12 protein-coding genes are annotated in these 15,607 nt (G+C 42.0%); 2 read left to right on the forward strand and 10 right to left on the reverse strand.

The window, feature by feature from the left end; all coding sequences use genetic code 11:
- Positions 1-70 precede the first annotated feature (70 nt).
- From dnaG to HXT53_RS04190, 9 genes are all read right to left on the reverse strand, one after another.
- Positions 71-2,173, reverse strand: coding sequence for a DNA primase (dnaG, locus tag HXT53_RS04150; protein ID WP_174142860.1), 2,103 nt, complete (start codon positions 2,171-2,173; stop codon positions 71-73).
- 59 nt (positions 2,174-2,232) lie between these two features.
- Positions 2,233-3,516, reverse strand: coding sequence for a deoxyguanosinetriphosphate triphosphohydrolase (locus HXT53_RS04155; RefSeq protein ID WP_174191137.1), 1,284 nt, complete (start codon positions 3,514-3,516; stop codon positions 2,233-2,235).
- A 44-nt stretch (positions 3,517-3,560) separates the two neighbouring features.
- Complete coding sequence (gene alr / locus HXT53_RS04160; RefSeq protein ID WP_421779995.1) at positions 3,561-4,916, reverse strand: alanine racemase; 1,356 nt, start codon at positions 4,914-4,916, stop codon at positions 3,561-3,563.
- 126 nt (positions 4,917-5,042) lie between these two features.
- Positions 5,043-5,588 carry a GNAT family protein gene (locus HXT53_RS04165; RefSeq protein ID WP_013399624.1) on the reverse strand — a complete coding sequence of 182 codons (546 nt, stop codon included), beginning with the start codon at positions 5,586-5,588 and terminating at the stop codon, positions 5,043-5,045.
- A gap of 60 nt (positions 5,589-5,648) precedes the next feature.
- Complete coding sequence (locus HXT53_RS04170) at positions 5,649-6,149, reverse strand: S-ribosylhomocysteine lyase (protein WP_421779997.1); 501 nt, start codon at positions 6,147-6,149, stop codon at positions 5,649-5,651.
- 182 nt (positions 6,150-6,331) lie between these two features.
- Positions 6,332-8,005 (reverse strand): ABC transporter ATP-binding protein, encoded by a 1,674-nt coding sequence (locus tag HXT53_RS04175; protein WP_410309117.1) that lies wholly within the window; start codon positions 8,003-8,005, stop codon positions 6,332-6,334.
- A complete protein-coding gene (locus HXT53_RS04180) occupies positions 7,995-8,840 on the reverse strand; it encodes an ABC transporter permease (RefSeq protein ID WP_174142863.1) in 846 nt (281 codons plus the stop codon). Before HXT53_RS04180 ends, HXT53_RS04175 begins: the two co-directional genes overlap by 11 nt.
- An 8-nt stretch (positions 8,841-8,848) precedes the next feature.
- Entirely contained in the window at positions 8,849-9,817 is a 969-nt protein-coding gene (locus HXT53_RS04185; protein ID WP_102720714.1) for an ABC transporter permease, read from the reverse strand.
- A 207-nt stretch (positions 9,818-10,024) separates the two neighbouring features.
- The gene (locus HXT53_RS04190; protein ID WP_174142865.1) at positions 10,025-11,707 is read right to left on the reverse strand and encodes an ABC transporter substrate-binding protein; all 1,683 of its coding nucleotides are present in this window, start codon (positions 11,705-11,707) and stop codon (positions 10,025-10,027) included.
- Between the two features lie 520 nt (positions 11,708-12,227).
- On the opposite strand from HXT53_RS04190, the gene pdxS reads away from it, so the two are divergent.
- Both pdxS and pdxT read left to right on the forward strand, forming a co-directional pair.
- A complete protein-coding gene (gene pdxS / locus HXT53_RS04195; RefSeq protein ID WP_042711222.1) occupies positions 12,228-13,061 on the forward strand; it encodes a pyridoxal 5'-phosphate synthase lyase subunit PdxS in 834 nt (277 codons plus the stop codon).
- A 15-nt stretch (positions 13,062-13,076) separates the two neighbouring features.
- Entirely contained in the window at positions 13,077-13,670 is a 594-nt protein-coding gene (gene pdxT, locus HXT53_RS04200) for a pyridoxal 5'-phosphate synthase glutaminase subunit PdxT (RefSeq protein ID WP_421780001.1), read from the forward strand.
- Positions 13,671-13,764: 94 nt separating this feature from the next.
- On the opposite strand, the gene HXT53_RS04205 is transcribed toward pdxT, so the two are convergent.
- Positions 13,765-15,528 (reverse strand): glycoside hydrolase family 13 protein, encoded by a 1,764-nt coding sequence (locus tag HXT53_RS04205; RefSeq protein ID WP_009994174.1) that lies wholly within the window; start codon positions 15,526-15,528, stop codon positions 13,765-13,767.
- Between the last annotated feature and the right edge of the window lie 79 nt (positions 15,529-15,607).

Genomic DNA, 15,607 nt, shown 5'->3' on the forward strand with positions numbered 1-15,607 from the left:
AATATGAAAATAAGAAACGTTAAAAAGTAAAGTAAACAGCATTAGGACGTAAATACAATATTGATACACATTATAGAATTTGCGACTGAAGGTCTTTTCGAGCGCTTTCCATTTTAGTGATTTGACCTAAAAGAGTAAGCTTTTCTTGACCATCAGGAAGCTTACTCATACGAACTTTAAAAGCTCCGATTTTTCGCATAAAACCAACGTCTAGAAGCTTAATAAGCAGCTCGTTTGCGTACTTTTGCTCTTCTTCACTAGGAACGCGCAAAAGATCAGATGGTCCGCCTTTAGCGCTTTCGCCACTATAGTCGTAAGCAGCCGACGAGTTAAGCGAAGAAGCGCTACTTAAGCCCTTGCTTAAAGACAATGGAAGAGGCATTACAGAAAGCTCGTTAATAACACCTTCTAACATAGGGCCAGCAGCTTTAGTTATAATATGAAGCCATAATCCTTGACTTACATTTGAAGTAGGCAATCCCCCAGCTGCCACAAAAGCCTGAAAAAGCGTTCTAAAAACTGGCGTAATAAAATTATTCAAAGTAAGCTGCGCAAAAAGCTGACTGTTAAACGCTAAAGGAGATTGCATAAGAACAGCCATAAATTGCTGCTCACACATAAACACGGAATCGTCAACCTTGTAGTAACTTTGATTTTTGTACGCGCTTCTAAGCATAGCTGTTTTTAAAGCAGCTTCATTCATGCTTTGAGAACGCTGATCAAATACGCGAGAATCCGCGGAAACGATAGAAGAATAGCTTTTAGAATAAGCGTCATCGTCTATAACATGCAATCGCCTTCTATTAGACTCCACTTCCCTACGCATAACGTCTAAATCAACACCAATATTTCTAACAGCTTTCCTAGTGTACAAGTCCAACAAAGACCTATCTCGAATTTGCGCAACAAGAGGAGCAACCGCCTTAACAGCACCCATCTGCCCTGTTGCAAAAGACGTGTCAAACTTACGAATAACAGTGTCGATTACAAAATCGTAAAGAGGATTAGCGCGCGCAATCAAAGAGCGAACAGCCTCATCTCCCCTTTGAATACGCAAATCACAAGGGTCTAAATTGTTATCTGCAACAGCAACAAAAGTCTGTGTTAAAAACGCTGAATCTAAGCCAAAAGCATGTAACGCAGCTTTCTGACCTGCAGCATCTCCATCGAAAGTAAAAACAATACGCGAACTAACTTTTTGACCTTCTACTTTTACAGGCCCCACAAGCTGAATCGCTCCCAAAGAATCGTCTGCAATAAGACGGCGAATAATCTTCGCATGCTCCGCACCAAAAGCCGTTCCACAAGTTGCAACAGCAGTATCTACACCAGCTAAATGGCAAGCCATAACATCCGTATAGCCTTCCACAATCACAACTTGACGCTTTTTAACAATATTCGATTTAGCAATGTCAATTCCATAAAGAACCTGCGTTTTTCTATACAACACAGTATCTGGAGTGTTAATGTACTTTGCACTAATAGAATCGTCGTCATAAAGCTTTCTAGCGCCAAAACCCAAAGTTCTGCCTGTAGAATCGCGAATAGGCCACGTTAATCTGCCGCGAAAATAATCGTAAATTCCGCGCTGACCTTGGCGTGCTAAACCTGCGTCCAATAATTCTTGACGAGTAAAACCCTTATTAGACAAATATCTAACTAGAGTATCCCAACTATTCGGCGCATATCCGCAACCAAAACGTTCACATTGCGCTTGAGTAAAATTACGTCCAGCAAGCAAACTACGAGCTGGAGCTGCTTCTTTAGAGTTGATTTGGGACACGAAAAAACGCTGAGCTTCCTCATTTGCTTCTATAAGACGAGCACGCTTAGAACCTGCGTGAGCACTATCTTTACCAGCTTGCGATTGGTCATAATGAACTTCAACGTGGTATCGATCTGCCAACAGTTCTACTGCCTCGCGAAAATCAATGTTTTCTTTTTGCTCAACATACTTAAAAACATCTCCACCAGCACCGCAACCAAAGCAATGCCAGACACCTAAGCTTGGACGAACGCTAAAACTAGGCGTTTTTTCATCGTGAAACGGGCAAAGCCCCACAAAAGTACCCGTTCCAGAAGGCTTAAGCGTAACAGTTGCAGATACAATATCGTACAAATCTGCAGCAGCGCGCACACGCTCAACGTCTTCTTTTACAATCATTCCAGCCATAATCTCTAGCTTATCGCAAGCCAGCGGCTATAAAACACTCGCGCAAGATAAATGCAAATTTAGCACAAAGCGGCATGAAGAGCTGTAGCCGATCCATCTGTAAGACTTGCAACTTGATCAATCGCAACTCTTAAACGCTCGTCTTCGCTAGAGCAAGTATTCCAATCACTTATAAACACAGATTCCATAGCATCGTGCGCTCTTGGAGACTTGCTCATAAAAACTTCAACCAAATCTGTTAGAATCTTTTGCTCACGCTTATAAAACTCGCGCTCTCTAGGTTGGATTATAAAATGCACAGCCAAGCTTTTAAGAACGATTATCTCGTAAGATGTTTCTGGCGGAATAACAACATTTGCGCGGTAGCGAATCAAAGCACCGCTCCCATATTTTTCTCGAGTTGCTCTCTCAACTGAGCTTGCAAACCTGCCAATTAAAGCACTAGTAATATTCTTTAAATGCGCAAGCGACCTTCTAGAACCGTCATAAGAATCAGGGAACATGTTAAGAGCACGCAAACGCTTAAAAGCCGCCAAAAGACTATCCGCATCCCACTGGCTGCCATACCAATTATGAGCTTCTTGAACAACTTGATCCGCAACGCTTGAATCCCAAACAAGCTCCGTGTTAAAAGCTCCAGTCACAATCGCGTCTTCAATATCGTGAACACTATATGCAATATCATCGGAAAGATCCATAATCTGGCATTCCATAGGCTTTAATTCGCGAGGAGAGCCAGACTTTAGCCAATCAAAAACTTCCCTATCGTCTGGGTAAACGCAGAATTTTAAGTCACGCTCGCCTTTATCGTGCGCTTTTGCTTCATCAAAACCCCAAGGATATTTAACAGCAGCATCCAAGCTTGCACGCGTAAGGTTTACTCCTGCGCTAGCGCCATTTTCTCTAAAAACTTTAGGCTCTAAACGCGTTAAAAGTCTAAGAGTTTGAGCATTTCCTTCAAAACCACCAATATTGCTGGCGATTTGAGCAAGCGCGCGCTCGCCATTATGACCAAAAGGAGGATGACCTAAGTCGTGAGCTAAGCAAGCGCAATCTACAACATCTGGATCCGCGCCAAGCATCGAAGCAATCTGGCGACCAATTTGCGCAACTTCCAACGTGTGCGTTAAGCGCGTTCGAGCAAAATCGTCGGAGCCTGCTACAAGCACTTGGCTTTTAGCGCCGAGTCTTCTAAGCGCTGAAGAGTGGATTATTCTGGCTCTGTCTCGTTCAAACGGAGTGCGAGCGCGCGTGTGGTGAGGCTCGCTAGCCCATCTCTCAGTATCGTGCAAGCTGTATTCGCCAACAACTTCGTTATCGGAAGCAATCACATCGTTACACATTAAAAACCTCTTCAACTAATCGCAAGCCGCAAATCACAAAATATTTAGATTAAGCTTTTTTCATCCAACATTTTTATGTCTTTTTTAGGCAAAACTTCGTAAGCATTCTTATACAATCGAGGAACTCTAGGGCCAATCCCAGTCATAATCTCGTAGCTTATTGTTCCTGCAGCCGCCGCCCAATCGTCTGCCGTCGGCTCCGCATATTCAATACCTCTGCCTGACCCAAAAAGCCTGACTGTATCTCCTTCTTTAACCCCAAGCTCTTTAGCACTGCCTTTTAAGTCAACAATAAATTGATCCATGCAAACGCGCCCCGAAACATGCAAAATCCTAGCACCGTTATTAGTTTCTACGCGCACTGGTCCTCCAGGCTTATTAACATGCCGAGATCCTTGCATATCGTATCCGCTAGCGGCGCGCAAAATGCCATCCGCATAGCCGAGTGGAACGATTGCTGTGCTTGTATTGTCTGGCGTTAAATACGTGCGGCCGTACGAAATGCCGTGACCTGCTTCTACAGATTTAACTGTTCCTAATTGCGCTTGTAAAGTCATAGCTGGACGCAAGTCGTAAGTTTGAGGCGCTCCCATAACGGGGTCTGGCTCGTATCCGTACAATCCAATTCCTGGGCGAACAAGCTCAAATCGTATCTCTGGTCTGTTAAGAGTTGCAGCCGTATTAGCTAAATGTCGGATTTTAGGCTCCAACCCAGCTTCGCGCATTCTGCGAGTAAAATCGTGGAATTGCTCAATTTGCCTATCTGTAGATGCCACAAACTCTGGAACGTCTGGGCAATCAGCAACAGCTAAGTGACTCCATTGCCCAATAACTTCGATTAATCCCTGACTAGAATATTCACTAAGTTTTTCTAGAGCATCACTAAAACCTGCAGGCGTAAAACCGTTTCTGCCAAATCCCGTATCTACCTTAACGTGTACGCGCGCAGCGGCGCCAACCGATTTAGCAGCGAGCGCAACAGCATCAATAGAATCAAGCGAGCCAACAGAAATATCAATATCCGCGTTTATTAAATCAGCAAAAAGAGACGTTGGAGCGCTAGTAAGCCACGTAAGAATACGGCATCTGCTTGAATCAATTCCAGACGCGCGAAGTCGCAAAGCCTCGTAAGGTTGAGCTGTGCCAAGCCAAGTTGCTCCTCCTGCTAGAGCTGCAAGCGCACTAGGAATAAGCCCGTGACCATAAGCGTCTGCTTTAACAACTCCCATAACTGCTGGCGACTTTTGCCCAGGCTGCAAATCTTTAGAAACACGCTCAATCAGCGTTCGCATATTATCCCTGAGCGCTTTTAAATCAACGATTACCTGACCCGGGTATGTACTTAAGGCGCGAGCGTAGTTTTCTTGCAAAATCACTTGTATACTCGAATTTTTACACATATCTCACGCCTTTACTTTTAGTTTTTAGCTTTATGTTTAATTTTTACTTTTATATTTATTTTTTGTCTACTATATCTGCAACTAATTTTGACTTACATTTTAATACTGCAAATACAGCAAATACCGCTAATACCGTATTACATGATTATGCGAGCGCAACCATTGATACGCGATTCTAGTTGCACTATGCGCGCGATCTGGAATCACAACAAGACCACACTTGCTAAAGCCTTCTCGCAAAATAACTTTTTGCATAATCAAGTTGTCGGGATGAGTGTCGATTCTAACATTAGAGTAGTTGAGCTTAGCCCATTTTAAACACTCTCTTGCCATTTTTGGCTTGACTCCCGAAGATGCAAGTCGATGGATTGTAACGTATGGCAAAACGTCATCTAGCCACGCTCCGTCAATCTTTGCGTAGACTTCATCAAGGCCCTCGCACAGTGCAAATTGCGCCAAAATGCGCTCATTGCCAAAGTCTGGGTCCGTGTCTACAAGAAGATTAAAACGGTTCAAACGAATATCTTCTATAACACTAGATGTTAGAGGAAAACGATCTCCCCATTGATGAGGATTGCCATTATTTGCCATAAATACTCTTGCTCTCTCATAAATATTTTCAATATCTTTTAGATCGCTAAGAGTTGCTTTCCTCAATCTTATTTCACACATACACCCCCCTATGCTTAGAATATGGCGATTCTACAGTATTACACAAACGAACGCAACAAGTCACACAATCTTACGCTCAAAAGGATCGGAGCTAATGCCCTTGTCTAAAATATCTTTGCACCATTGACGCGCTCCAAACAAACTATGATCGCGGTAGTTTCCGCAAGATTCAATAGTTGTAGCTGGAACATCTTCCCAAGTAGCTTTGTACGCAATAAATTCAAGCGATTCCTTCAACGCGCGCGCAACATCTTCCGTGCTATGAGTGCCCCAAGTTAAAAGGTGGAATCCTGTACGGCAACCAAATGGAGAGCAATCAATGTAACTTTCAATGCGCTGACGCAAAAGAACAGCAATCGTATGCTCAATCGTATGCAAAGCGCCCGTAGGAATAGCCTCTTGGTTAGGCTGAGTTAAGCGAATATCGTAATTAGAAATAACGTCTCCATTCGGGCCTTTTTGCGTGTCAATATAGCGAACATATGGAGCTTTAACTTTAGTGTGATCAAGCTCAAAGCTTTCTGGACGAGGAGTCGGCTGATTGTTTTGATTTTCGCTCATTTTATCTTTCCTAACTTGTAATACATGCGCAAAATGTATGCGTAAATATGCATAAATAACGATTACTAAATAATATTAGACGCTATTCTTGCCAAACACACATAAACGCGAATTTAAAAAATATTTTTTATTGACTTACAAAGCTTATTACTTACAAACTTGCAAGACTTACAGATACAGACTTACAAAGTAGCAGCATCAATAAGTTCACGCGTGTAGCTATGTTTTGGATTAGTTAAAATTTGACTTACATTCCCAGATTCAACAACAACGCCATCTTTTAGAACAACAACACTAGACGCCAAATGCTGAATCATACCAAGATCGTGACTAACGAATACGCACGCCATATTAGGGCGATTCGCACGAATCACATTAAAAGCATCTAAGATTCTTGTGCGCTCAGCAACATCGATTGCGCTCATTGGCTCATCTGCAACCAAAACTCTAGGATTATTGATTAGCGCGCGCGCAATCGCAACGCATTGAGCTTGCCCACCCGAAAGCTCGCAAGGGTATCTTTTGCTAAAAACATTAGGATTTAATCCAACTAAATTCAAAACATCATCTACTTTAGAATCAATAACATGTGAATCAACAGTATTTGAATCAACAGTATTTGAATCAGAACTCATGTTTTTACGCCATATTTCAAGCGGCTCAGAAACACTTTTTCTAACTGTCCAACGCGGGTCTAAAGCTGCAAAAGGATGCTGAAATACAAGCGAACATTGTCTTCTCATATTTACGTAAGCAGAATCTTTTAAACTTAATTTTTTAGCGTTTTTAACAGTTTCAACAACTTTGCCGCAATACTCTATTCTTCCTTCGCTTATTTCTTGCAATCCAAGTAAAGAGCGAATCAAAGTTGTTTTACCACTTCCAGATCCGCCAATTAGCGCTAACGATTCGCCAACTCTAAGATTAAAGTCAACGCCTTTTAATGCTTCAACCCGAGTCTTTGAACTTCCTAAAACAACGTGAATGTTTTTAGCTTTAAAAATGCAATCATCTTTAGAAGAATTATTCTTATTTAAATCACTTTTACAGTCAAGGCTTAGATCATTATTATCTAAACTTAAATCATTTTTACTAAGACTTAAAGCTCGCGCAGCAAGAACAAGCTGTTTAGTAGAGCGCACCTTAGGATTTTCTAGCAATTCACCAACACGCGCACTATCGACTAATCGCCCAGAATCCAAAACATAGCAACGAGTAGCAGCGCGAGAAAGTACCGAAAAATCGTGAGTAACAAAAAGCATTGAAGCGCCCATATTATCAACTAAAGAAGTGAGCATATTTACAACATCTTTTTGCGTAACAGAATCAAGAGCAGTAGTCGGCTCGTCTGCAAGAATCAACTTAGGGCAAGTTATAAGCGCTGTAGCAATTCCAACTCGTTGCATTTGCCCGCCCGAAAGCTCAAAAGTGCGCTTATTCAAAATATTCGCGCCTAAACCAACTTTTTCAAGCATAACTTTAACGCGATTTTGAATATCGTCTTCGTCTAAATTGTAATGAAGCCTAAGAGGTAATGCGATTTGCTCGCTAACACTCATAACGGGGTTAAGAGCACGATCCGCCTGCTGAAAAACAACGCCAACATACTTGCCACGAATGTTTGCAAGCGCAGAATCGTTAGCGCCAACAGTTTGGGCATTGCCAACATGGCAAGAGCCAGTGATTTTGCAATTAGACGGAACTAGGCCAATCGCAGCTCTTAAAAGCATTGATTTACCAGAGCCAGAAGATCCAACTAACCCAACGCGCTCACCATCTTTAACGTTAAGTGAAACATCACTTAAAATGCGCGAAGATCCAATGCTAAGAGATAATCCTTTTATATCAAGACTCATTCTTAGACTCCCTATTTGCTGGATTTGTAACACTTCTTAAAACATCGCCAAAAAGATTAAGAGCCAAAACTGTTAAAGTAACAACAAGACCAGGCCAGAGAGCCGCAAGCGGATAAACGTGAATCAAAGTAACCGAAGTAGAAAGAACACGACCCCAGCTCGGCACTCCCGAAGGAACACCAACACCTAGATAAGTCAATCCGCTTTCCGCTAAAATAACAGTTCCTGCAGAAAGCGAAAGCTGAACGGAAGCAATTGGCAAAATATTAGGAAGAACATGCTTTAGCAAAACGTAACTTCTGCTAGCGCCATTAGAAATCGCGCAATCAACATAGTTAGACTTAAGAACAAGAACAGCACTTGGACGTAAAATACGCGCAAGATTTAAGCCGTAGCCGAATCCGCATGCAAGCATGATTACAAGAACGGACGCTCCAAGAGGCACAGCAAGCATAAGCGCAATCAAAACCGTTGGAATGGAAATTAAAGCATCTACTGCCATAATGCTTACGGAACGAATTTTTTGAACACGGCAAATCGTAAAGCTTAAAATCACAAACCCAACAACGCTTGCAATCACAATTGTTGAAATAACAAGCAAAATCTCTACTCTAGAACCAGCCATAAGCCAACTAAGCATATCTGCACCCGTGCCATCTGTGCCAAGCCAATGCTTTAGCGAAGGCTTTTGCCATACCTGGTATCCGTTTGTTTCTAGAAGAGAATAAGGCGTCCACACAAAAGAAAGCGCAGCTACAAAAATCCACAAGCACAAAACAATACAAACAAATTTTCCAATAATTCCGCGCCAAATGCGGCTTAAAAACTTAATCATTGCTTGAATCACTCCCCACTTGAATCTTGGCTAAGTCTTGAATCCAACAAACGATGCAACACGTCAATCGCAAACCCAACAAGCAAGAACAATGCAGAAAGCATAAAAAGATTGCCTTGAACAGATATAAGATCTCGCAAACCAACATCGCGCACAAGACCCATACCCATTCCAGGAAGCGAAAACAGATTTTCAATAACCATTACGCCCATAATCATGTGCGCAAAAGTCAAGCCGATTATAGACACAAGCTGCGGCAACGCTAATCGCAAGCCGACTCTCCAAATCATTTGCTTTTTAGTCATTCCACAAGCCATAGTCTGCAAAGCAATATCGCTATTAGAAATCTGTTCTAACGATGCTGCAGTGTAACGCATAAAACCAGATCCAACAATAATGCCAACTGTTAGCGCTGGAAGAATCAAAGACAAAAACGCACTACCAAAATCACGCCAACCATCTGTTGGAAAACCTTGAGTAGGGAAAAGCTCCACCAAACCAATACCCTTGCCAAAAATCATGATTAAAATCATTCCACCCCAAAGAGCTGGGACAGATCCTGCTGTAATAGCACAAAACCTTGCGACTACTTGCGAAGCCTTGCCAGAATGCAAAACTTGCAAGCATCCAAGAGGAATACCAATTGCGAGCGCAATTAAAAGTCCAAGGAAAATAAGTGGAAAAGTTATACTAGCACGCATAGCAATAGTGGATGCAACGGAGCGACCAGTGAGCATTGAAACACCAAAGTCGCCTCTAAAAACGCCAAAAATCCACTCTAAATATTGAACGAAAAGGGGCTTGTTTAATCCTAAATCGCGTCTTAATTGCTCAACTTTTCCATCTGGCGCGTTTAAGCCAGCCATAACTTGAGCAACGTCTCCAGGTAAAACTCTAAGAGCAAGAAATACGATTGCAGAAATAAATAGCAGCGCTACAAAAAACAACGTGATGCGTCGAAGAATCATGCGCTTCATACAAACCCCTTACTTAATTTAATGTTTTCCGAAAATTTCCGCTTTTTGTTGCTCTGCGCACCATCTTGAGCTACAAAACCCGTCAATCTTTTCCGCTTTTTGTTGCTCTACACACCATTTTGAGCTACAAAACCCGTCAACTATCTCCGCACTTTGTAGTCCAACACGCCGTAAATCAGCAACATTCTCGGGAGAATTTAGAGCAAATCAGCTAAGTCGCAAGTTGTATAGCGGCAAAAGAACTTGATTAATATCAAAAGGCATGCCTTCAAGATTCTTTACCTTAGCTGTAACAACCTTATAATTAAGCAACCAATCTGCAGGAGCATCCTTGCTAACGATTCTCGCAGCCTTGGCAAGAAGCTTATTAGACTCCTTAGTATTCGCGCAAAGCATTGCCTTAGCATACAAATCCTGAACCTGCTTATTGTTGTAACCATAGTAATATTTAGAATCTGCCCACTGGCCAAAATCATGGCTTTCATTGTGATCTACCATAGACAAATCGTAGTTTTTATTGTTATAAACGTCGTGAAGCCAAGTAGTAAATTCTACAATGTTTACCTTCAGATCAATGCCAATCTTCTTTAGCTGAGACCTCAACTGGTCACCAAGTTGCGTTCCATAAATATTCGGGTATGTAAGCGAAAGATGCAAAGGATTTGATTCGCTGAAACCAGCCTTCTTCATCAATGACTTAGCGCGCTTAACATCATGAGTGTAAATATTAGTCAAATCCTCATATCCTGGGTCAAGAGAAGGAATCGGTCCGCCAAGCAAAGCATCCGTACCGCCGCGTGAAGCAATAATCTGCTTATGGTCAATAGCATATCGAATCGCTTGGCGCACGCGCTTATCTTTAGTCCGCTCACCATTCATGTTCATAGCAAGCACAAATTTATCGGTACTGTTTCCAGCTTTAACAACATAGCGCTTTGCATCCGCTTTAAAAGTCTTAGCAAGCTGACCTGAAATAGGCGCCAAAGCTTGAACAGCTCCAGAAGAAAGCGCATCTACAGCAGCAACATCATCCACAAAATAGCGAACAACAACTTTTGATGTTCTAGGCTTATTAATACCCTTGTAGCACGGATTTGCCTTTAACACAACACGGTCATTCGGCACAAACTTTTCTACCAAATACGGGCCAGATCCAACAGCTTGAGTTTTAGCATCATAATTCGCAAGCTTATCGAAGACTAAGCCAGCTCTAGAGCACAACGCCCACAAAAGCTTTGCGTTTGGCTCTTTAAGCTTGATTTCAAACGTGTAATCATCTTTAGCTTTAGCGGATTCAACTTTTCCAACCATGTTTGATCCGCGATATTTCTTTGCAACAAGCTCGTTAAAAGACCACTCAGCATCTTTAGCAGTAAGCCTGTGCTTGTTAGAAAACACGACTCCCTTACGCATGTGGAACGTGTACTTTAAGCCATCTTTGCTTATTTCCCAACTCTTTGCAAGGGATGGAACAACCTGATTTTTAGTATTTCTAGCTACAAGACCTTCATACACGTTTCCAATCAATAACTGTTCCAAGGAAGAGCCAGATTGATTGCGAATATCGAGATTTGTAGGAGCAAGTTTTAATCCGATTGACACAGTTTTATTTGATACTTGTGTAGAAGATGTTTGACTTGCAGGATTTTTTTGCGGACCTGTAAACGTTGCAATAATAGCGCTAACCACTGCAATTACTACGATTGCTACAGAAACAAGCCAGAATTTTCCTAAACCACGCTTATTAGTTTTATATCCCCTTTTAGACGCAGCGTTAAGCGAAGCATCTGTACTAGAACTAAATTGCGATTGCTCTGCGTTTTCTTGCCCATAGAATTTATCGGTCGCGTCGTTATTGTACGCGCCATCTTTGGGTTCTTTGTTATCCATTCAACAAACCTTTCTGGATTGTAATTAGATACATTATTTATATTTAATTTATATTTATTCTGTTTTACAGCTCGTCGCTTTATCTAGCTGCAACTTTCGCAACCATAAAGTCAACGGCAAACACAATCGTATCCGATTCACAAGTCAAACGAAGATGCGGTGAGTCTAAACAACACATTGCATATTTGCATGATTTTTCAGATATTTTAAGCCTATTTTATTACCATATATCCTACGAATGTGGTTAAATGCCAACAGGCGTAAACTTGCAAACGTGCGCAAAATCCTAAAAAGATTAGAATCACGCTAGCTTGCATATTAACAAAATACATACGTTTAATAGATGCATGAAAATGTGTAGTATAACAATGTACAACATAAAAATGCGTTTAATAGGTTTAGTAAAAAGCGAGGAATAATGGCAGAGAACTTGAATACTACGGTAACAGTAAACGAATCCTCGGATCCGCAAAATAACGGCAGCCAAGACCGCACTGCTCTAAATCGCCAGCTTGCACAAATGCTTAAGGGCGGCGTGATTATGGATGTTACTACTCCGGAGCAGGCGCGAATTGCTGAAGATTCTGGAGCTTGCGCTGTAATGGCGTTGGAGCGTATTCCTGCCGATATTCGCGCGGCTGGCGGAGTTTCTAGAATGAGCGACCCAGCTATGATTCACGGCATTCAAGAAGCTGTGTCTATTCCTGTTATGGCAAAATGCCGTATTGGTCACTTTGTTGAAGCGCAGGTGCTTGAGGCTATTGAGATTGATTACATTGACGAAAGCGAAGTGCTTAGCCCAGCAGACGACGTTTACCACATTAACAAGCGCGATTTTGCAGTTCCATTTGTTTGCGGTGCAAAAGATTTGGGAGAAGCTTTGCGCAGGATTAACGAGGGTGCTTCCATGATTCGCACAAAGGGCGAGCCTGGAACTGGAGATGTTATTCAAGCTGTGCGCCACATGCGCATGATGAATTCCGCAATACGCAAGCTTACAAGCATGCGCGAAGATGAGCTTTTTGAGGAAGCTAAGACTTTGCGCGTGCCTTTCGATCTTGTAAAGTACGTTGCACAAAACGGCAAACTTCCTGTTGTAAACTTTGCAGCTGGCGGTGTTGCAACCCCTGCAGACGCTGCTTTAATGATGCAGCTTGGTGCAGAAGGCGTTTTTGTTGGCTCTGGCATCTTTAAGTCTGGAGATCCAGCAAAGCGCGCTGCTGCAATAGTTAAGGCTGTGACTAATTACAAAGACGCTAAAATGATTGCTAAGCTTTCCGAGAATTTGGGCGAAGCGATGGTTGGTATTAACGAGCAGGAAATCAAGCTTTTAATGGCAAATCGCGGCGAGTAATTGAGGCGAATTATTTTGGCAAACTCACCTATCAATACAAATAATTGCTCGCATACTGTAGCAGTTTTAGCTGTTCAAGGTGCTTTTCTTGAACATCGCTTAATGCTTGAAAAATTAGGCGCACACGTTATTGAGCTTCGTCAAGTGCGCGACTTGGAGCAGTCTTTTGACCGCCTTGTTTTACCGGGCGGCGAAAGCACTGTGCAATCGAAGCTTCTCAAAGAGCAAAATATGCTCGAACCTTTGCGCGAGAAGATTGCAAACGGAATGCCAGTTCTTGGCACTTGTGCAGGCTTGATTTTGCTTGCAAAAAACGTGGAAGGTAACGAAGTTAGCGGATTTGGCACACTAGACGTTACAGTTAAGCGCAACGCTTACGGCCGCCAGCTTGGAAGCTTCCACTACGAATCTGAGTTTGGAAATCTTGGCAAAGTGCCGATGACGTTTATTCGCGCGCCTTATATTGTGCAAGTCGGTCCTAATGCCGAAACTCTTGCAACAGTAGATGGCAACGTTGTTGCAGCTCGCCAAGGAAATCAAATCGGAACAGCTTTTCACCCAGAGCTTGATGAAGACACTAGAATACACCAGCTTTTCTTAAGCTTATAGATATCTTGCGTTTGTAAATTAAAGTGGCACTTAAATAACTTGATTAAGTGCCACTTTTATTGATTAAATCGCCAGTAAAATCGCTAATAAATCGCTATTTTACTTCAAAAATCGCGTATCCAAAAGCTCCAAGAGATTGATTTTGAGCATCATAATTGTAGCTAATAATCGGCTTACAATCAGGCAAAGCACTAAACGAATCGTTAGATTCATTAAACGCATTTAAAGCTACAACAACACGCTTAGAGTCAGTTTCTCGCGCAAACACAAACTTTCCGCGCTCATCATAGTCAAGAACTCTAAAATTACCATGAATAAAGCAATCGTTATTTTTACGCAATTTTATAAGTTCGCGGAATAAATCACGATTATCGCTGACAGGATTTGACCAAGGCATAGGCGCTCGATAATCACACTCTTCAAAACCAATTACACCAAGCTCATCACCATAGAACACGCTTGGGGCTCCAACAGATGTAAGCAAACAAAGCTCAGCCAAGCGGAATCGCTTATCTGCCGTAGAAAAGTCGCAAGCTTCCGAAGAGCTTTGAGCACACAAGCTTCTAAAGCGACTAACGTCATGGCTATCAAGCAAATTCAATTGACCTTGAACAATCGGGAATGGGTATCTTAAAAGCATATCTACAAATCGACTATTAAACTCGCGCGCATTAATCTTGCCAAAAGCAAAGAAATCGCGGCAAACTTTGCGGAATTCGTAGTTCATAGTGGAGTCAAACATGTCTCCTTGTAGCCAACGCTCAGAATTCTCCCAAATCTCAGCAATTAGCACACTATCTTTTTTAGTCTTTTTAGCAACAGAGCGGAAGGCACGCCAAAAGTCTTTATCAACTTCATTCGCAACATCCAAACGCCAACCGTCAACATCAAAATCTTCAAGCCAATAGCGGCAAACGTCCATAAAATAGTCGCGAACTTCGGGATTAGAAGTATTGAGCTTTGGCATTTTACGCTCATACGCAAAACACGTGTAGCTTGGGCGCTTACCATCTTCGGGGCGCTTAACAGGGAACTTTAATCCATAGAACCAATCCTTGTATCTCGAATTTTCGCCATTTTTAACAACATCGTCAAACGCGAAGAAATACCAACTAGAATGATTAAAAACGCCGTCAATAATTATGTGCATGCCGCGATTATGAACCTCGCTAACAAGCTCCCTAAAATCGTCGTCCGTTCCTAAATTAGGGCAAACATGGTAGTAGTCAAGAAGATCGTAACGATGGTATTCTGCAGCTTTAAAAATAGGATTTAAATACAAGCAATTAAAGCCCAAATCCTCAATATAATCAAGATTTTCGATTATTCCTCTAATGGTTCCACCTAAACGAGTGTGTAAAGTTTGGCCAGTTTTCTCATCAAAATAATCTTTTGCCTCGCAACTTATGCCACGTTTAGAATCTGCAAAACTATCTGGGAAAATGTTATAAACAACAGCCTCTTTAAGCCAATTAGGAACGTCGCTAATCTCCTCGCGGCGAATAAATGGGAACTGGTAGACTTCTGTACGATCTTCTGGAAAATCAGTCGCAATAGTATCGGCGTACAAATACAAGCGCTCATCCGCATCTTGCATCTCAAAGTAATAACAAACTCTATCTAAATCGCTGCTTATGTTTGCTTCATAGTAGTCAAAGTAATCGTCGCTTGCAATCTTTTCCATTTTCAGCGTGCAGAACTGATCTAACGGAGTCAAATCGACGCGATTTCCGTAATGCAAAACGCATGAACAAAGATTATTCTTTGCCGCACGCAAGCGAATTGTTAAACAATATTCTGCCGTAGAATACGCATATTGTGAAAGTGGTCGGTGCAATATTGCTTGACGATTTATCATTTACATTTCCTTTCTAGCCTCGCTGCCATTGTTTTCGACTTTATCACCTACTGTGCTACACCGCCACACTTTTATGCGA

Source organism: Gardnerella sp. KA00390 (genome assembly GCF_049244075.1).
GTDB lineage: Bacteria > Actinomycetota > Actinomycetes > Actinomycetales > Bifidobacteriaceae > Bifidobacterium > Bifidobacterium vaginale.